Source organism: Phaeobacter sp. JH20_34 (genome assembly GCF_048056095.1).
GTDB lineage: Bacteria > Pseudomonadota > Alphaproteobacteria > Rhodobacterales > Rhodobacteraceae > Phaeobacter > Phaeobacter bryozoorum.
The window spans coordinates 116,235-133,479 of the sequence record NZ_JAYMWT010000004.1; the positions used below are offsets into that span (position 1 = coordinate 116,235).

Genomic DNA, 17,245 nt, shown 5'->3' on the forward strand with positions numbered 1-17,245 from the left:
ATGGCCACAGTATAGCGTATTTTCGACCCGCCCGCAGGAGGCCAGACGAATTTGCGGCGTTTTGGCGGTGTGGGGAGGGCAGGCGCGGTTTGACCTTGGGACTGGGCGGGGGCCTGTTCAGAGAACACCGAGCAGGCGCAGGCCAATTTTTACGAGTTCAAGCAACTTGGGGCCAAAATTGACCCCTGCCGCAATTGCACCACCACCTACCAAGCCAGCGAGTTGCACTGTCTTTCGAGTGTCGCTGTCGAACCATTCGGCACCTTTGCGTGTGACCGTGTCATACTGATCTTTCAACAAGGCCATCTTGGAAACACGGCTGAACACCCGTGTTGCCGCATCCGCGCCGGGCAAAGGGGGCGCGCCATTTGCCAGCGGCAATGTGGCATCGTTGATCAGTTCTGGAATATCCTGCGCGAAATCTTCCGCAAGCTCTGCCTCGCTGATCGCTGTAAGGATGGGCAAGGCTTCTTCCAGCACCTGCTTTTCCTCTAGTGCAAGCGTTTTGAACGCCTGCCTTGCAAGCTGTTCGCGGTTCGCCGCCACGTCCGGGTGATTGGCCCGAATGCCGCGCACGCCTTCCTCTACAGTGTGGAGAAGGGCGTGGTTATCCTCATTCGGCGGAAGCTCTCTGGTCTCAATCAATTGCCGCCGCAGGCTGCCGGCGACTGTTGTCAGCGTCAGCTCCGCGTTCTGCGGATCGTTCCTGTATTTGGTCAGCACCCGGTTGAGCTTTTTTACATCGCCCGAATGGTCCGACAGCCCGTTATGGCCGCCAAGGCAATCCTCCAGTGCGTCGCCGATCTGCGACAGCAGAGCGGACATATAGGGGGCATTCTCCACCGGGATCGGCACCGCGCGGAACTTGCCAGTCTCCGGGTTCAGCTCGATGGTCTCGGCCAATGGTAGTTTTTCAGCGAGGAATTCAGCCTTGATCCGCTCGATTTCGGCAGCGACCGTTTCTGGGCCAGCGTCCCAGATCGCATCGTCGATCAGGGCAATCCGGCGTTGCAGTTCCCAGTCAAGGGGGGTCCCCTTCTGAAAGCCGTCGTACCATTCGTGCCAAAAGTACCAAGCGTCTTTAGCGACAAGATAGTCAATGAATCTTGACCGCGCGTACATCAGTGAGTTGGCCAGTTCCAAGTTCTCCAATCCGCTGCCCCATAGATGGGTTGCGAATAGCCGAGAGTCGTTCGTATTTTTGTTACTGGCCTCCAACGCGCTAAGATCCGTAGCGACAGACTGCATGAGTGAGTTCCCTCCGGATCTAGAGAAGAGTTCCAGAAACTTAGCAGAGTAGGAAACGCTTTTGGCGGTAGAGATTCCATTGTCTTCAGCGCTTGCCCAAAGGCAAAAGAAATAAGCGTCACCAGCATCATTGAAAGAAGGTGTGTGGGAAGAGCGGACGGCTTGAAAGCGTGGCGCTACAAAGTCAGCAGTCTTCTTGCGTGCATATTGTATGCCGTCTTCCGCGTGCTCGTTTTTAGTGCTTTCAACCGCGGCCATGATTAACGTGCGGCAGGCAAGTAGCAGTAGTTTTGGTTCCGCAACTTGGGGGTCGGGGCCGAGGTTGTTCCAGAGCATTGGTAGAGTTCGGAGAGCAGCTCTAACGCTGATAGCTTGTCTGTCTCGCGCTGACAGTGATGATAGTCTCTCGGAGAGCTCTTCTTCAAAATCTGCTTTCACTTTGCTGTCCATGACCTGAGCTGATAAAAATGATTGATCTGATCCTGCAGCGCCCGCTTGACCAAACCCTAAAACCAAATCATATCCCCTTGCATGACAGACCTCGCTCACATCCGCAATTTCTCCATCGTCGCCCATATCGACCATGGCAAATCCACTCTCGCTGACCGGCTCATTCAGGAGACCGGAACGGTTGAGGACCGCGATATGAAGGAGCAGCTGCTCGACTCCATGGATATCGAGCGCGAGCGCGGCATCACCATCAAGGCCAACACCGTCCGCATCGACTACAAGGCCGATGACGGCGAGACCTATGTGCTGAACCTGATCGACACCCCCGGTCACGTCGATTTCGCCTATGAGGTCTCCCGCTCCATGCGCGCGGTCGAAGGCTCGCTTCTGGTGGTCGACAGCTCGCAAGGGGTTGAGGCGCAGACGCTGGCCAATGTCTATCACGCGCTGGACGCCGACCATGAAATCGTGCCGGTCCTGAACAAGATCGACCTGCCGGCCTCTGACTGTGACCGCGTCGCCGAACAGATCGAGGATGTGATCGGCATCGACGCCTCCGAGGCGATCCGGGTTTCCGCCAAGACAGGGCAGGGCATCCGCGAGACGCTCGAAGCCATCGTGAAGAAACTCCCCGCGCCAACCGGAACCCGCGACGCGCCGCTGAAGGCGATGCTGGTGGACAGCTGGTATGACGCCTATCTCGGTGTGATCGTTCTGGTCCGCATCATGGACGGCGTGCTGAAAAAGGGTATGCGGGTCAAATTCATGTCGAACGGCACCCTGCACCATGTGGACCGCATCGGCGTGTTCCGCCCGGCCATGCAGGTGGTGGACCAGCTGGAACCAGGCGAGATCGGCTTCCTCACCGCGTCCATCAAACAGGTGCGCGACACCCGCGTCGGCGACACCATCACCAATGACCGTAACGGCACCGAGGTCGCCCTGCCGGGCTTCAAACCGGCACAGCCCGTGGTGTTCTGCGGTCTCTTCCCGGTGGATTCCTCCGAGTTCGAAGACCTGCGCGACGCCATCGACAAGCTGGCGCTGAATGACGCGTCCTTCTCCTTTGAAATGGAAACCTCCGCGGCCCTCGGCTTTGGCTTCCGCTGCGGCTTCCTTGGTCTGTTGCACCTTGAGGTGATCCGCGACCGGATCGAACGCGAATATAATATCGAGCTGATCACCACCGCGCCCTCCGTGGTCTACCATGTCTATATGAAGGGCAAGGAAGGCGTTGAGGGCGAGATGATCGAGCTGCACAACCCCGCCGACATGCCCGATATGTCCAAGGTCGACCACCTTGAGGAGCCGCGCATCAAGGCGACCATTCTGGTGCCCGATGAATACCTCGGCGATGTGCTGAAGCTCTGCCAGGACCGTCGCGGCATTCAGGAAGACCTGACCTACGCCGGCTCCCGCGCCATGGTGGTCTATGACCTGCCGCTCAACGAGGTGGTGTTCGACTTCTACGACCGGTTGAAATCGGTGACCAAGGGCTATGCCTCCTTTGACTACCAGATGACCGGCTATCGCGAGGACAATCTGGTCAAGATGTCGGTGCTGGTCAACGACGAGCCGGTGGATGCGCTGTCGATGATGGTGCACCGCGACCGCGCCGAATTGCGGGGCCGCGCCATGTGTGAAAAGCTCAAGGACCTGATCCCGCGCCACATGTTCAAGATCCCGATCCAGGCCGCCATCGGCGGCAAGGTGATCGCGCGCGAGACCCTCTCGGCGCTGCGCAAGGACGTGACCGCCAAATGCTACGGCGGCGACGCCACCCGGAAGCGCAAACTGCTGGACAAGCAGAAGGCCGGTAAAAAGAAGATGCGCCAGTTCGGCAAGGTCGACATCCCGCAGGAAGCGTTCATTTCCGCCTTGAAAATGGACAGCTAAAGCTGGCCATTTTCAAGGCGGGCGGGCGAGCGAAAGCGGTTGGCGCAGCCAACTGCGTGCCCGCACCGGCGTGTTCTGCCGTGCTTGTCAGGTTGAGCAGCATCTCTGCAATCGATTGTAACTTTGGGCCTGAATCCCCTATCTAGGGGGAGCTTTTCTCACTTCCTGCTTATTAGCCCCCTGCATTTATGGAGATTCAGGGATGTTTCGTACTATCGGAACATTTCCCCGCCAGGACGGGCGCTTAAGGAGTCTGAAACGATAATCCCCCCACGGCTGCGCCCGCTGGCCTCTTTGTAGCGATACTGTAAGCCCTTGAGCCATGTGCGGTACTTGTCTTTGATGAGGTGATACTTCGACCTTACATGCACGGATGTTAGGTGGCCTTCGCAGTAGGTGTTAATAGCAATCGGCGTAATAAAAGCAGATGCGAGTAGATCTGATACTTGCAGCCCAGCGTGGTTGTCTGAATGCGAAAACGCAGGGAGTTCGATGATGCGGTCGTAAGCGTCACCTGTCCCCTTGAATTTTTGTGTGAAAATAGAATGAGCAACCTGAGTGTTGAGGTGTTGAACACGGCTGTCCGCAACAACGAACCCGTAGTCATTTGTCTCTGTTAAATATCTCTGGAAATCCGAATAAATTGATTGGATTGAGGAGGTGTACACTGGGATGCCTTTCATCTCCTTTCCAATTCCCTTGACCCAAACTCTGCCAACCAGTTTTGCCTCAGCCCTGTCAATTAGGGTTGTAGTTTTGTCCAAAACGCCAAATGCGTGTCTTGTATCGCTGCGGCTACCGGAGCAAGCTCGCTTTCGAAGGTCAGAGCCCTTAACTTCAGCCTTGATCCAGTCTAGATGCGTCGCTGTGATCGGAAGAAGTTTTGGAAAGAATCGCTGCTTCAACTCGATTAGGTCGGTGGTTAACTGATGAAGTTTTGAGTAGTCTAAGAAAATTCCCGAGATTGTCAGGGTGGGCTGGATACTAGATGTAGTGGTCGGGAGGCCGCCGGTGCACCCAGCTTCATCAATGTAGCAAATTTTCACCGCTCGTTTACCTAGTTTTTCCAGTTTTCATTGACAGTAGTGGTCGCAAACGCCATATGCTGTTTGTAGCAAATGCTAAAGGCCGAACTGCACTGCAGGCGGCAAATCCTATAGCCACCCTAGGGTGGCTATAGTTGTTTCTGGCTGTTGCGTCCATGAATCTGTGCATTTTTGTTGGACTTTTGGGCTCCCCCCCTGTAGGCACTTGTGCCTACAGGGGGGGAGCGAGACTCTGCGCTTTCTTGCACAGATCTCACGTCAGCATCGATTGTTGGCTCGGGCTGAACTGGCGAAGCCAATAGAAAGACGCGGGCGCTTCGCATCCCACCCCGCCGGGCCGGGCGCTGCCCTCCGCGTGCGATCTGATGTCGGGCAAACTCCGTTAAGCTGGCAGTCTCGCCCTACGCTGTCGGCCAACCGCCGCTCCTCTCCAAACCCCATGCGCCACTCTCCGCCCATCCGCGGCCTCACCGCACCAACCCGCTGAAACCGCACCCGTTCCGTGCTATCCTCCACCCCGTTCATCTGGGGAGGAGAACACCATGAAACAGCTGACTTTGGCCGCCGCGATCACCCTCTTGGCCGCGCCGCTTCTGGCCGGGCAGTGCCCTGCCGACATTGCCGCCATCGACGCGGCACTTGCCGCGGGCACCGAACTGTCGGAGGCGGATCTGGCAACCGTTCAGGAGCTGCGCGACGAGGGGCAGAGCCTGCATGACGCGGGCGACCATGATGCCTCGGTTCAGACCCTGGCCGAGGCCAAGGCGATGCTCGGCATCTGAGGCCCCGCAGGGCAAACAAAAACGCCCGGCGGCAAACCGGGCGTTTCCACATCTTTCGCATCCCGTCGTCAGAAGCTGTTCTGCACGTCCTGTGCGGCGCCGCTGATGGCTTGGCCGGCTTTGGAAATGTCGCGGCCGGCGCCTTTGGTGGTTTCGCAGGCGGTCAGGCCAAACAGCGCGCCCGTCAGGGCGAGGGCGGTCAGGGCGGTTCGGATCATCGCATGTCTCCCGTGGTCGATCTTGCCCAACAGATAGCAAGCGCGCGGCGCGCGTTCCAGTGGTTTGCGGGGCGATATATCGGCGGCATTTTCACGACCGCCGCCGCCCCGGCTGCCCGTCGCCCGCGCCGACCCCATCCCCCATATCCGGTGAGTACCACTTTCGGTCAAAACCGCATAGGTTGAGTCGGGTCGATCAATTTTCGTCAGCACAACCTGTCACCGATCCGGGGAGGATTTCTCAATGAACCACGCCGCTCAGAAAGACATACTGACACATCTTCGCAATGGCCTGCCTGCCGTTGGCGCCGCTTTCGCGGATGCCGCGGGCAACGTCGTACCGATGACGCCGCGCCGCGCCAGCCCGGCAGTCGCGCAGCCGTCGGAGGCGCTGCTCAGCCGCAAATGGCTGGAACTGCGCCGGGATATCGACTGCGCTCTGGCCCGGCTTGACGAAGGCTCCTATGGCTACTGCCAGATCTGTGGTGATCGCATCACCGACAGCCACCTGCGCGAGCATCCGACCACGCCGTTCTGCGCCTCCTGCGCAGGCTAGCCGCCCGCGCCGGCGATACAGGCCGGAGATGCAGGCCGGAAATGCAGGCCGGGTACCTCCAACCGAGCCCGCATTCCCCCGCCTCCGCAAGTTTGCGTTTACGAGTACCCCCGTTCCCCTGTGGACCCGCAGCAGGTCTCCGTGCTGCATCCCAACTCGCCCGCGCCTCCACGCGGGCGCTTTTCTTTCGCGGTTTTCTTTGTCGGTCCGCTCGCCTAAAGCAGGGGCAACCCTGTCCTGAAGGAGCTTTGCCGATGTCCTGCGCCCTATGTGCCGCCGAAACGCCGCTTGTCACCCATGAGGTCGCTGGCGCCCCCGAGGGCCAGCTGGACGAGGTTGCCATCTGCCAGACCTGCGCTGCGCAGGTGACGGGCGATCCGGATCCCGCACATATGCGCTGCCTGTCCTCAGCGATGTGGTCAGAAACGCCGGCGGTTCAGGTGCTGGCGGCCCGTCTGCTGGCGCGGTTGTCGGATCAGGACTGGGCGCGGGATCTCTCCGATCAGCTCTGGCTTGACGAGGACACGCGCGCCTGGGTCGATGCGGCACCTCAGCCCGGCGCCCACCGCGACAGCAATGGCGCGCCGCTGGCCCATGGCGACAGCGTGGTGCTGATCAAGGATCTGCCGGTGAAGGGCGCAGGCTTTACCGCCAAACGTGGCACCGCCGTGCGCAATATCTCCCTTGTTGCCGACAACCCCGAACATATCGAAGGCCGGGTCGAGGGGCAGCGCATCGTCATCCTGACCAAATTCGTGAAAAAGAAATAGGCGTCTCACCCGCCACAACGCAGCAGAAATGCGCGCCCGCCCGTTGCCGCCCTGTCCCGGATGTGGCACAACCACAGCAACTGACTGAACAGATGAGTTTAGCATATGACTGACTTTGCCGAACGTCGCCGCATGATGGTCGACACGCAGATCCGCCCGTCGGATGTCACCAAGTTCCCGATCATCGAAGCCATGCTGGCCGTGCCGCGCGAAGCCTTTGTTGCCGATGCGCAGCGCGAGGCGGCTTATGCCGATGGCAATCTGGATATCGGACCCGGTCGGGTGCTGCTGGAGCCGCGCACCCTGGGCAAGATCCTGGATGCGGTTGACGTGCAGCCGGATGAGCTGGTGCTCGATGTGGCCTGCGGTCTGGGCTATTCCACTGCGGTGATCGCGCGGGTGGCGCAGATGGTGATCGGCGTCGAGGAAGACGAGACCCTGGCGAGCGAAGCGCAGGGCCAGCTGTCGGCCGTTGGCGCCGACAATGCGATCGTGCACACCGGTGCGCTGGTCGAGGGCGCCGCAGAACACGGCCCCTATGATGTCATGATCGTCGAGGGGGGGGTGGAAACCCTGCCGGAGGCGCTGCTGGATCAGCTGAAGGATGGCGGCCGGATGGCAGCAATCTTCATGTCCGGTCCGCTGGGAGAGGTCAAAGTCGGCTATAAGACCGGCGGCCAGATCTCCTGGCGTCTGGCCTTTAATGCGGGCGCCCCGGTGCTGCCCGGTTTTGCGGCTGTTGAAGAATTCGCTCTCTGATCCGTCAGAGAGTTCACAGGTGATCCGCGCTGACCTTGGTCCGGGCGGATCGTGACAGATCGGCGCCTGAGACCCCTGTGCGCCAGAGAGAGCAGAACGGCACTGCCGCGTCGGTAGGCCGGATCACAAGAGGCTTAAGATGCGCAATAAACTGACGGCAAACCTGGTTAAGGCCTTCGTCTTCGCAGGAAGCGCGGCACTGCTGCTGGGTGCTCCGAAACAGGCTGCTGCCGACAATCTCTCGGATGCGATGATCGGCGCCTATAAGACCAGCGGCCTGCTGGAACAGAACCGCGCCCTGCTGCGCGCGCAGGACGAAAACGTTGCCGCCGCAGTGGCGCGCCTGCGTCCGGTGGTCGACTGGGTTGCCCGGGCAGAGCGTCAGTATGTGCGCAATGGCAATGGCACCATTGCCAGCTCCAACCATGATTCGACCCTGTCTACCGGTATTGATGTCAGCTGGCTGCTGTTTGACAACGGGGTCTCCCGGCTCAGCCAGCTCGCCGCGCAGGAGACCGTTCTGGCGACGCGTCAGGCCTTGCTCGACGTTGAACAGCAGGTGCTTTTTGCCGCCGTCCAGGCCTATGTGAACGTGCTGCTGCAACAGGAGACCGTGGCGCTGCGCAGCAACAACCTGCGGCTGCTGCGCGAGGAACTGCGCGCCGCCAATGACCGCTTTGAAGTGGGCGAAGTCACCCGGACCGATGTGGCTCTGGCCGAAAGCCGCGTGGCCGGCGCGCAGGCCAGCCTGATCGAAAGCCAGGGCGACCTGCGCAATGCCCGTGCGACCTATGTTCAGGCTGTTGGCAATGCGCCGGGGACGATTGCCGGCCAGCCGCCGCTGCCGCAGCGCGTGGCCTCGCTGCAATCGGCAGAAGCCATCGCGATGCGCAATCACCCCAGCCTGCTGTCGCAGCAACACGCGGTAAAGGCTGCGGATTACGCCTCGCAGAGCAACACCCGCAACCTCGGGCCATCGGTCACATTGCGAGCCAATGCCACCCATGCCTCTGACGCCAGCGGGCCGGGAACGCGCGACACCTCCGGCGCCAGCGTGACGCTGTCACAGCGGCTCTATTCCGGCGGCTCTCTGGCCTCGGCGCGCCGTGCCAGCATTGCCCGTCTTCAGGCCGAACGCGGTGCCCTGATCACCACCCAGCGCGGCGTGACACAGGATGTATCGGCGGCCTTTGTGGCGCTGGAAACCGCGCGCGCCAGCCTGGTGTCCTCGAATGAGCGCGTCCGCGCCGCGCGGGTCGCCTTTGACGGTGTCCGCGAGGAGGCAACGCTGGGCGCGCGAACCACGCTCGACGTGCTCGAAGCCGAGCAGGAGCTGCTGAACGCCCAGACCGACCGCGTGCAGTCCCGCGCCAATCAGGTGCTGGCGGCCTATGCGCTGTTGCAGGCGCAGGGACTTCTGACCGCAGAACACCTTGGTCTGGCTGTCGAAATCTACGATCCGACGCTCTATTACAATCTGGTCAAGGATGCGCCGGCCCATGTCAGCCAGCGCAGCAAGGATCTGGACCGCGTGATGCGCGCTCTGGGCAAGAACTGAGACCTCGCTGAGCGCTCGACCGGGGGTCCGCAGCGGCGGGCCTCCTTAAAAACCGCTTAATTCACACGGTTGTCTGAACCGGGACAGATCGCTACACTCAGCCTCAAGAGGCGAGAGTGATAAGCAAAAATGTCCGAACCGGTTACCCAAGCTGAAATTGAAGACGTCCTGTCATCGATCCGCCGTCTGGTGAGCGAGGACAGTCGCACGGCTGATCCCCGGCTTGGCAAGGGGGGCGAGGTGGCATTGGCCGCCCAGATCGCCCAGCCGCAGCGGATCCACCGCAACACGGGCGTGCAGCCGAAAACGGACAGCGCCAACAGCAGCCAGCCGGTAACACGGCTGGTTCTGACACCGGCCCTGCGCGTCCCCGAGAACAAGCTTGCGCCCATCGCCGATACGCCGACTGCCGATACATTCGTGGCTGACAGGCCGATCACCCAGGATGCCAAGGACGCGGACACCGCACCGGTTTCGCAGCAGGCCTCTGATGCCGCGACATCCGGCAAGGCGCGTTTCGAGGCGCTGATGGCCGTTGATGCGATTGAGTTCTGGGATGAGCCGCAGGACCGTATCGCGCAGGGGCTGGCGCTGCATGACAATGATCCCGGCCATGAGGATCTGGCGTTTTTCAACGGTATCGCCGCCGCAACTGCCGCTGATGCCGCCAAGGCTGCCGCTGATGCGGCCAAGCCCGCGCCGCAACCGGCTGCTGCTGCGCGCAGCGCCGACGCGCCCTGGACCGACCCCTCTGCCACGCTCTATCAGGCGGCCGCCACCACCGGCCACGCACCTGAGCACAGGCCCGAACACGCACCCGAACGCCGGCCCGAGACAGAGGCGCCAGCGGTTGTGGTGAAACCACATGCCCAGCTGAACCCGAAGGTGGGCGCCGTGGTGCAGAAACTGGCCGAGATGGAGGCTGCAAACTCAGCCCGCCCCGTGCTCTGGGAGCCGGATGGCTCCCGCGATACGCCCTATGCCGGCAGCGATCTGGAGACCCTCGCCTGGGGGGATCAGGACAGTGACGCGGAGGCCGCTGAGGAGGTTCAGCTGGCCGCTTCGGCACCGCAGGCCGAGACCCCGGAGGAGAATCAGATCGCAGAACCGGAGACGGGGATAGAGGCTGATAGCTCGCACCGCGAGGCGCAGGAGACGCCCGTCAGCGAAGACCCGGAAGAGATCACGGAGGAGGTCACGGAGGGCGCAGTTGCGGCGCAGGCCCCTGACAGTCCCCCCGACGGTCACCGCGATCTGGCCGAAACCGCTGTCACCGACACCGCGCTGGAGGCGCTGGTGGGGTTCAGCGCCGACGAGGGCATTCTGGATGAACAGGCCCTGCGCGAGCTGGTCTCTGAAATCGTCCGCGAGGAGTTGCAGGGCGCCCTGGGTGAGCGGATCACCCGCAACGTCCGCAAACTGGTGCGCCGCGAGATCCACCGCGCCCTGTCGGCCCAGAACCTGCTCTGATCAGATCCCGACCGATCCACTGGCGCGCGTCTCTGGCGGCACCATAGCTGCGCTCATCGCGCCTATGCGCCCCGAACCGGTTCGGCCAGCGCCAGCAGCGCGTCCAGATCCATGCAGTCCTCCAGATGGGCCGCCAGCGCATCCAGCGTGGCCTCGACCCCGTCGTCATAGCCTGCGACACTCTCATGTCCCAGACCAGATAGGACCGACGCCCGAAACGCATCCGAGCTGAACAGACCATGCAGATATGAGCCGCGCACGCGCCCATCCGGCGATACGGCCCCTTCCAGACGGCCCTCAATGCTGAGCCAGGCGCGGGCGCAATCCGCGCCATCGGTGCGGCCCATGTGGATCTCGTAACCGCTGACCGGCAGATTGCCGTCGCGGGTCACCGCTTCGGTCAGCGTCACCCGCTTTTCGCCCGCCATCACGGTATGCACATCCAACAGGCCCAGCCCGGCCACCTTGCCCGGTCGGCCATCGACACCATCAGGATCATCAATTGTCTGCCCCAGCATCTGGTAGCCGCCGCAGAGCCCCATCACATGGCCGCCGCGCCGGTAATGCGCCAGGATATCAATGTCCCAGCCCTGCGCCCGCAGATAGGTGAGATCGCCAATGGTGGATTTGCTGCCGGGGATCAGAACCAGATCCGCGTCGCCGGGCAGGGCGCGCCCGGCGGGCACGATCTCAACCGTGACATTGGGTTCTGCCGCCAGCGGGTCGAGGTCGTCGAAATTCGCCATCCGCTCCAGCTGCGGCACCACGATCTTGCAGGCGCCCCCCCGGTGCGAGGCGATGTCCATCATGTCCTCGGCCGGCAGTTTCCAGGCCTCCCAGAACCAGGGGATCACCCCCAGCGACGGCCAGCCGGTGCGTGCGGCGATATCATCGCGACCGGCATCAAACAGGCTGCGGTCGCCGCGGAACCGGTTGACGGCAAAGCCCTTGATCCGCGCCAGATCCTGCGGCTCCAGCACCGTATGGGTGCCGACGATCTGTGCAATCACACCACCCCGGTGAATGTCGCCCACCAGCACCACCGGCACATCCGCCGCGCAGGCAAATCCCATATTGGCGATATCACCCCGGCGCAGGTTGGTCTCCGCCGGGGATCCGGCGCCCTCGATCAGGACCAGATCGACATCCGCCGCCAACCTGCGAAAGCTCTCCAAGGCGGCCTCCAGCAGGCCGGTCTTATCGCGCATGAAGGAGCCTGCCGCCTGGGTGCCGCGCCGCTTGCCCTGTACGATCACCTGCGCGCCGGTCTCCGTCTCCGGTTTCAGCAGCACGGGGTTCATATCGGTATGAGGCGGGCGCATCGCGGCCCGTGCCTGCAACGCCTGCGCGCGGCCGATCTCACCGCCCTCGGGCGTGACCGCGGCATTGTTGGACATGTTCTGCGGTTTGAATGGCGCCACTGACAGGCCCCGGCGCACAAAGGCACGTGCCAGCCCCGCGACAATCATTGATTTGCCGACATTGCTGCCGGTGCCTTGGATCATGATGGCCCGTGCTGTCATGGCCGCCTCTTTCCCGCTGTTGCTGGTGTGATCTGTCACCTGTCAGCCATGGCGGATTTTTCGGGCCATGAAAAGCCCGGCGAGCGGCCGATTTCGCCATGAAACCGCCATCGCCAAAAGAAAAAACGCGCCCCCCAGGACGCGCTTTTCTTTGACGGTTAACTGTCCGTCAGACTGGCAGGTCTGATCAGGCCGCTTCGGCCTGTGCCGCGTTGCGGCGTTCGCTCTCTTCGCGCGACAGTGCAACAGAGGTACGGACACCCCGGCCCACAAATTCCATCAGGCCGCCGACCACACGTTCGTTCGGGTCGATGCCTGCACAGCTCAGCACTTCGCGCCCGTCGCGCGACCGTGCCCACCGAGCGATCTGCTCGGGGCCGTTACCGTATTTCTTGTCATCAGCAATCGCATCGTCCAGCGCAGCCAATACCACCGCCGCAAACAGCTTGCGTGCCCGGTTGCCTTGCTCGTTGTTATATGCGGTGCCGTCAACGAAATCTCGCATCGTGCTTCCTTTTTGTTCTTGCTATTGCAATTTCGGCGTAGCGCTCCTTATGGCGGAATTGTGACGATTCGGATAGCCTTCATACGCATATCTTTTATGCGCAATTTGCATGGCTCCCCGGTCCCTCACACGACATATCGTTGTCTTGCCAGCCGACTCCCTGCCAGATATAGGGGCGGTTAACAGTTCATCAACCACCCGAGAGGGATTTTTGTCATGCCCAAAATCAACGGTAACGAGATCCGCCCCGGCAATGTTCTCGAACACAACGGCGGTCTGTGGGCCGCTGTCAAAGTCGATCACGTGAAGCCCGGCAAGGGCGGCGCCTTTGCCCAGGTCGAGATGCGCAACCTGCGCAACGGCTCCAAACTGAACGAGCGGTTCCGCTCCGCCGACAAGGTCGAAAAGGTCCGTCTGGAACAGAAGGACCAGCAGTTCCTCTATGAGAGCGACGGCATGCTGGTGTTCATGGATGCCGAAACCTATGAGCAGATCGAGCTGCCCGCCGACCTGCTGGGCGATCGCCGCCCGTTCCTTCAGGACGGCATGACCATCGTTGTGGAATTCCATGAATCCGAGGCGCTGAACGCAACGCTGCCGCAGAAAGTCACCTGCAAGATTGTCGAGACCGAGCCGGTGGTCAAAGGTCAGACCGCTGCCAACTCCTTCAAGCCTGCGATCCTGGACAATGGCGTCAAGGTCATGGTGCCGCCCTTTGTTGGTCAGGATGAGATGATCGTCGTCAATACCGAGACCATGGAATATTCTGAGCGCGCCTAAGCGGTTAGCGCCAACAGCTTCAGCAAATAAAAAACCCCCGCAGGCTGTCCTGCGGGGGTTTTTCATGGTGTCACAACAGGTGGCAGAGCCGATCAGTTGTAGTCGATTTCAATCTTGCGCAGTTCCAGGCTGTGGCCGCATTCGTCCATCATCTTGCCATAGGCAGCGGTGAACCCGGCCAGAGAGGCATCCAGAACCATCTCGCCCGCGCCATAGGGCACCACGGTCCGCACCTCCATCCGATCGCCGTCCTGCATCCAGAGAATGGTGTTCAGCGCATCCATCCAGCGGACCATGGCGCGCGCTTCGGCAATGCCTTCCTCGTTGATCTCGGCATCGGCGATACCGTAGAACACCGCCTTCTGGTCGATGATAAAGCCGATGGCCTGACCGTTCTGAACCTGCGTCGGATAATGGCGCGCGGCGCTCTCAAACAGCTCAAGCTGGGGATAGGTTTCGGGCGGGCCGACATCGCCTTCGGTCACCGTGAGGCGCAGCAGCGGCAGCCCGTCGCCGCCGGTCCAGGCGGTGCAATCGCGCCAATCGTGCTCTTCGGTGACGCGCATATCGGCGGCGACGGACCAGTCCTGATATTCCCAGTAGTCACTGGAAAACGCGGGCAGGGGCAGCAGCGTCAGGGCAAGGCAGGGGAGCAATCGCATGAAATTATCCTCGTGAAATGATGTCTGAGACATAGCCGCCCGAGGCCGCGCTCCCGATGTGACGTCGCGTCACGATCTCGGGTGGCGGCCACGGAATCGCCTCAGGTCTTAACCTGCCAGTGAACCCGCGCGTCCTGCGCACACATATCTTCGCCCGCACGGTCGAATCGCAGATAGGCAATCGCGTGTTCGCCCGACTGGGTGAACAGCGTCCCGACGGCTTTGTCGGCGCGGCGGATCTCGGTGCCGATGGGCGCGCTACCCTCGATGGCGACTGTGGAAAGACCCTTGCGCAGGGTGGTCTTGTGTTTCATCCGGGCGGTGACCTCCTGGCCGACATAGCAGCCCTTGCGGAAATCGACGCCGTTCAGCCGCTCAAACCCGGCTTCCAGAATGTAGCTCTCCGGCCCCAGTTCGATGCCGGTTTCGGGGATGCAATGGGCGACCCGGATGGCGTCCCAGTTGCTGCCGTCCTCGCCGCTTTCGGTGCCATAGGCGCGCCAGCCCAGATCCGGGTGGCGCGGATCCGCCAGCGCGCCCTCAGGCGCCGTCCCGGTGCCCCGGCGCACGGCCAGATCGGTTTCCTCAATGGTGACCTTGGCGCGCAGCCGGTACATTGTCAGCCGTTTCGCCAGCCCCGCGGCGAGGCTTTCGTCCACGTCCACCAGCAGGTCATCGCCATCAGCGGCGACAAAGAAATCCGCCAGATATTTGCCCTGCGGGGTCAGCAGGGCGGCATAGACCAGCCCCTGATCCACCTTGGCGACATCATTGGTGATCAACCCCTGAAGGAAGTCGCGGGTGTCAGCGCCGGAAAGACGCAGGATGCGGCGGTTGGTCATGGGTCAGGCTCCTGAAAGATCACGAAGGCAATGTAGGTCGCGAAGTGGGCAAGGCCTAGCCGAACATGCGCCGGGCCAGTTTCTGGAACCAGCGCGGCTGGTCGCCGCCTTCGCTGAACTGTCTGGGCGCCTGCGCGGCGACGCCTGCGCGGTCCACCAGCGTTTTGCCGTCCTGAAACTGCAACCGGTAGAGATCGGCATAGATGCCGCCACGCTCCAGCAGTTCCTTGTGGGTGCCCTGATCCATCACACGGCCACGTTCCATCACCACGATCTTGTCGGCATTGCGGATGGTCGACAGCCGGTGTGCGATCACCAGCGTGGTGCGCCCACCCGAGAGTTTCTCCAGCGCCTGTTGCACTACCTTTTCAGATTGCGCATCCAGCGCCGAGGTCGCTTCATCCAGCAGCAGGATCGGCGTGTCACGCAGCAGCGCGCGGGCAATCACCACCCGCTGACGCTGGCCACCGGACAGGGCCGAGCCACGCGGACCCACCAGCGTATCCAGCCCATTGGCCAGTTTCGGCAGGAAATCGGCCACATGCGAGGCTTCCAGAACCTCCTGTAGCCGCGCATCACTCACATCAGTGCGCCCCAGCAGGATGTTTTCGCGCAGGGTCTCGTCAAACAGCAGCGCCTCTTGGGTCACCACCGAGAACAGCCCGCGCAGATCATCCAGATCCATGTCCCGCACGGCGACGCCGCCCACGGTCACTGCTCCTTCCTGCGGGTCCACCAGCCGGGTGAGCAGGTTGAAGATGGTGGATTTCCCGGCCCCGGAGGCGCCAACCAGCGCGGTGGTCTTGCCGGCCTCTGCCACCAGCGACAGTTCGCGCAACACATCCGAGTCGCCATAGCGCAGGGTGACATCGCTCAGCGCCACCTCGGGCAGGCCATTGGGGGCGGGCACCGGCGTCTCCGGCGACACCAGTTTGATCGGCGAGTCCATCAGTTCCTTGATGCGTTCCATGGCGGCGGCCGCGGCCTGCCAGGTGCCGCTGATCGAGGCCAGCCGGCGCATCGGGTCAAAGGCCAGACCGATGGCGGTGAAAAAGCTCATGAACTCGCCCACGGTCTTCTTGCCCTCGATGATCTCGGCGCCGCCATAAAGCACCACGCCCATCACGCCCAAGCCGGCCATGATGTCGATCATCCCGGTGGTTGAGGCCACACCAAAAGAGGCGCGCACTTCGGAGCGGACAAACTGGTCCATATGGCCGCCGAAACGATCGGTCTGGTAGTCTTCGAGATTGTTCAGCTTGATCGGCACGATCCCGTGAAAGATCTCGTCGAGCCGGGTCGACAGCGAGGCCCCCAGATCGCGCGCCTGCGAGGCCTTGCGCCGCACATAGCGCTGTACGGCGGCCAGCGGCAACAGCAGCATCGGCAGGCCGACCAGCATGATCGCGGTCCAGCGCCAGTCAACGCTGATCGCCACAGCCAGAACGGCCACCATCTGCGTGACATCGCGGCCGGCACCGGTGATCAGCGCCTGCCAGACCGAATTGATCGCCATCACATCGCTCTGCACCCGCTGGATCAGGAAACCGGGCGGGTTCACCTGATGAAAGGACGGATCCTGCCGGATCAGCCGCGCCAGCATGTCCTTGCGCATATGGGCAGCGGAGGTCTGGGAAATCTTGCTGAGAATGACCTTCTGACAGACGCTGGAAATCCCGCGCATGGAGAAGATGATCAGAAACGCCAGGCTGACCCAGAACAGCGCCGTGGTATTGCCCGCCACAAACACCAGATCGAACATCGGCTGCATCATGTAGCTGAGGCCGCCGACGGTGCCGCCTTCGATCAGCATGAAGACGATCGCCAGTCCCAGAAGGCCCATGTAATGGCGCAGATAGCCGCGCCACAGCCAGCCCAGCAGCTCGCGCGAGGACATGTGCTCGGGCTTTGACTTGATGGCCGGGGCCTCTGCCGTGGCGGGTGCCACCGCCCGCCTGGGCGAGAGGGCGGCATCCACCGCAGGGGCGTCCGGCGTGTCCGGCGTTGCGGATGGGGGCGTCGTCTTAGGGTCAGTCTGGGGCAAGGATCACAACCGATGTGGTTTTTTCTGGCGCTGACATCCACGTCAGGCCTGAGCCATTTAAGCAGCTGGGGGAAAAGGTGCAAGCATGGCGCGGGTTTCGCAGCCGATGGGCCAGCTCTGGGCGGCGGTAAAACCG

The 17,245-nt window shown here is 62.0% G+C and carries 16 protein-coding genes; 8 read left to right on the forward strand and 8 right to left on the reverse strand.

All coding sequences use genetic code 11. The features are described from left to right. Nucleotides 1-117: 117 nt before the first annotated feature. A complete protein-coding gene (locus tag VWZ81_RS02030) occupies nt 118-1,833 on the reverse strand; it encodes a hypothetical protein (RefSeq protein ID WP_416541921.1) in 1,716 nt (571 codons plus the stop codon). On the opposite strand from VWZ81_RS02030, the gene lepA reads away from it, so the two are divergent. Further along, entirely contained in the window at nt 1,780-3,594 is a 1,815-nt protein-coding gene (gene lepA, locus VWZ81_RS02035; protein ID WP_340546161.1) for a translation elongation factor 4, read from the forward strand. The genes VWZ81_RS02030 and lepA overlap by 54 nt on opposite strands. Nucleotides 3,595-3,806: 212 nt before the next feature. Here the strand turns inward: lepA and VWZ81_RS02040 are convergent, their stop codons facing one another. Continuing rightward, nucleotides 3,807-4,640 carry a DUF3800 domain-containing protein gene (locus VWZ81_RS02040; RefSeq protein ID WP_416541922.1) on the reverse strand — a complete coding sequence of 278 codons (834 nt, stop codon included), beginning with the start codon at nt 4,638-4,640 and terminating at the stop codon, nt 3,807-3,809. A 542-nt stretch (nt 4,641-5,182) separates the two neighbouring features. On the opposite strand from VWZ81_RS02040, the gene VWZ81_RS02045 reads away from it, so the two are divergent. After that, nucleotides 5,183-5,422: a hypothetical protein gene (locus VWZ81_RS02045; protein ID WP_416541923.1), complete on the forward strand. Its 240-nt coding sequence runs from the start codon at nt 5,183-5,185 to the stop codon at nt 5,420-5,422. A gap of 68 nt (nt 5,423-5,490) precedes the next feature. Here the strand turns inward: VWZ81_RS02045 and VWZ81_RS02050 are convergent, their stop codons facing one another. After that, on the reverse strand, nt 5,491-5,640 hold the full coding sequence (locus VWZ81_RS02050; RefSeq protein ID WP_340546158.1) for an entericidin A/B family lipoprotein: 150 nt from the start codon (nt 5,638-5,640) through the stop codon (nt 5,491-5,493). A gap of 244 nt (nt 5,641-5,884) precedes the next feature. Here VWZ81_RS02050 and VWZ81_RS02055 point away from each other — a divergent pair, with 244 nt between their 5' ends. From VWZ81_RS02055 to VWZ81_RS02075, 5 genes are all read left to right on the forward strand, one after another. After that, nucleotides 5,885-6,196 (forward strand): TraR/DksA family transcriptional regulator, encoded by a 312-nt coding sequence (locus VWZ81_RS02055; protein ID WP_416535039.1) that lies wholly within the window; start codon nt 5,885-5,887, stop codon nt 6,194-6,196. Nucleotides 6,197-6,450: 254 nt separating this feature from the next. Further along, the gene (locus tag VWZ81_RS02060; protein WP_416539103.1) at nt 6,451-6,966 is read left to right on the forward strand and encodes a PhnA domain-containing protein; all 516 of its coding nucleotides are present in this window, start codon (nt 6,451-6,453) and stop codon (nt 6,964-6,966) included. A 105-nt stretch (nt 6,967-7,071) separates the two neighbouring features. Beyond that, a complete protein-coding gene (locus tag VWZ81_RS02065) occupies nt 7,072-7,725 on the forward strand; it encodes a protein-L-isoaspartate O-methyltransferase family protein (protein WP_340546155.1) in 654 nt (217 codons plus the stop codon). A gap of 139 nt (nt 7,726-7,864) precedes the next feature. Beyond that, entirely contained in the window at nt 7,865-9,283 is a 1,419-nt protein-coding gene (locus VWZ81_RS02070) for a TolC family outer membrane protein (RefSeq protein WP_340546154.1), read from the forward strand. A gap of 129 nt (nt 9,284-9,412) precedes the next feature. After that, nucleotides 9,413-10,753, forward strand: coding sequence for a hypothetical protein (locus VWZ81_RS02075; RefSeq protein ID WP_416541924.1), 1,341 nt, complete (start codon nt 9,413-9,415; stop codon nt 10,751-10,753). Between the two features lie 62 nt (nt 10,754-10,815). On the opposite strand, the gene VWZ81_RS02080 is transcribed toward VWZ81_RS02075, so the two are convergent. Together VWZ81_RS02080 and VWZ81_RS02085 are read right to left on the reverse strand one after the other, a co-directional pair. Then, nucleotides 10,816-12,276: a cobyric acid synthase gene (locus VWZ81_RS02080; RefSeq protein WP_340546152.1), complete on the reverse strand. Its 1,461-nt coding sequence runs from the start codon at nt 12,274-12,276 to the stop codon at nt 10,816-10,818. Nucleotides 12,277-12,463: 187 nt separating this feature from the next. Beyond that, entirely contained in the window at nt 12,464-12,781 is a 318-nt protein-coding gene (locus VWZ81_RS02085) for a DUF6280 family protein (protein ID WP_008207990.1), read from the reverse strand. Between the two features lie 216 nt (nt 12,782-12,997). Between VWZ81_RS02085 and efp the strand changes: the two genes are divergently transcribed. Further along, nucleotides 12,998-13,561 carry an elongation factor P gene (gene efp / locus VWZ81_RS02090; protein WP_340546151.1) on the forward strand — a complete coding sequence of 188 codons (564 nt, stop codon included), beginning with the start codon at nt 12,998-13,000 and terminating at the stop codon, nt 13,559-13,561. A gap of 92 nt (nt 13,562-13,653) precedes the next feature. Here efp and VWZ81_RS02095 read toward each other — a convergent pair whose 3' ends face one another. The 3 genes from VWZ81_RS02095 to VWZ81_RS02105 form a co-directional block, all read right to left on the reverse strand. Continuing rightward, nucleotides 13,654-14,223, reverse strand: a complete 570-nt coding sequence (locus tag VWZ81_RS02095) for a hypothetical protein (RefSeq protein WP_340546150.1) — start codon at nt 14,221-14,223, stop codon at nt 13,654-13,656. A 101-nt stretch (nt 14,224-14,324) separates the two neighbouring features. After that, complete coding sequence (locus VWZ81_RS02100) at nt 14,325-15,065, reverse strand: YgfZ/GcvT domain-containing protein (protein ID WP_416541925.1); 741 nt, start codon at nt 15,063-15,065, stop codon at nt 14,325-14,327. Between the two features lie 55 nt (nt 15,066-15,120). Further along, nucleotides 15,121-16,962: an ABC transporter ATP-binding protein gene (locus tag VWZ81_RS02105; RefSeq protein ID WP_416542443.1), complete on the reverse strand. Its 1,842-nt coding sequence runs from the start codon at nt 16,960-16,962 to the stop codon at nt 15,121-15,123. Nucleotides 16,963-17,245 lie beyond the last annotated feature (283 nt).

Bases quoted from the DNA above. Each gene is read 5' to 3' on its own strand.
- VWZ81_RS02065 (WP_340546155.1), top strand. From the start codon at position 7,072: ATGACTGACTTTGCCGAACGTCGCCGCATGATGGTCGACACGCAGATC.
- VWZ81_RS02080 (WP_340546152.1), bottom strand. From the start codon at position 12,276: ATGACAGCACGGGCCATCATGATCCAAGGCACCGGCAGCAATGTCGGC.
- VWZ81_RS02060 (WP_416539103.1), top strand. From the start codon at position 6,451: ATGTCCTGCGCCCTATGTGCCGCCGAAACGCCGCTTGTCACCCATGAG.
- VWZ81_RS02045 (WP_416541923.1), top strand. From the start codon at position 5,183: ATGAAACAGCTGACTTTGGCCGCCGCGATCACCCTCTTGGCCGCGCCG.
- VWZ81_RS02105 (WP_416542443.1), bottom strand. From the start codon at position 16,962: ATGTCCTCGCGCGAGCTGCTGGGCTGGCTGTGGCGCGGCTATCTGCGC.
- VWZ81_RS02050 (WP_340546158.1), bottom strand. From the start codon at position 5,640: ATGATCCGAACCGCCCTGACCGCCCTCGCCCTGACGGGCGCGCTGTTT.
- VWZ81_RS02095 (WP_340546150.1), bottom strand. From the start codon at position 14,223: ATGCGATTGCTCCCCTGCCTTGCCCTGACGCTGCTGCCCCTGCCCGCG.
- VWZ81_RS02030 (WP_416541921.1), bottom strand. From the start codon at position 1,833: ATGGTCGATATGGGCGACGATGGAGAAATTGCGGATGTGAGCGAGGTC.
- VWZ81_RS02055 (WP_416535039.1), top strand. From the start codon at position 5,885: ATGAACCACGCCGCTCAGAAAGACATACTGACACATCTTCGCAATGGC.
- VWZ81_RS02100 (WP_416541925.1), bottom strand. From the start codon at position 15,065: ATGACCAACCGCCGCATCCTGCGTCTTTCCGGCGCTGACACCCGCGAC.
- VWZ81_RS02070 (WP_340546154.1), top strand. From the start codon at position 7,865: ATGCGCAATAAACTGACGGCAAACCTGGTTAAGGCCTTCGTCTTCGCA.
- efp (WP_340546151.1), top strand. From the start codon at position 12,998: ATGCCCAAAATCAACGGTAACGAGATCCGCCCCGGCAATGTTCTCGAA.
- VWZ81_RS02085 (WP_008207990.1), bottom strand. From the start codon at position 12,781: ATGCGAGATTTCGTTGACGGCACCGCATATAACAACGAGCAAGGCAAC.
- lepA (WP_340546161.1), top strand. From the start codon at position 1,780: ATGACAGACCTCGCTCACATCCGCAATTTCTCCATCGTCGCCCATATC.
- VWZ81_RS02075 (WP_416541924.1), top strand. From the start codon at position 9,413: ATGTCCGAACCGGTTACCCAAGCTGAAATTGAAGACGTCCTGTCATCG.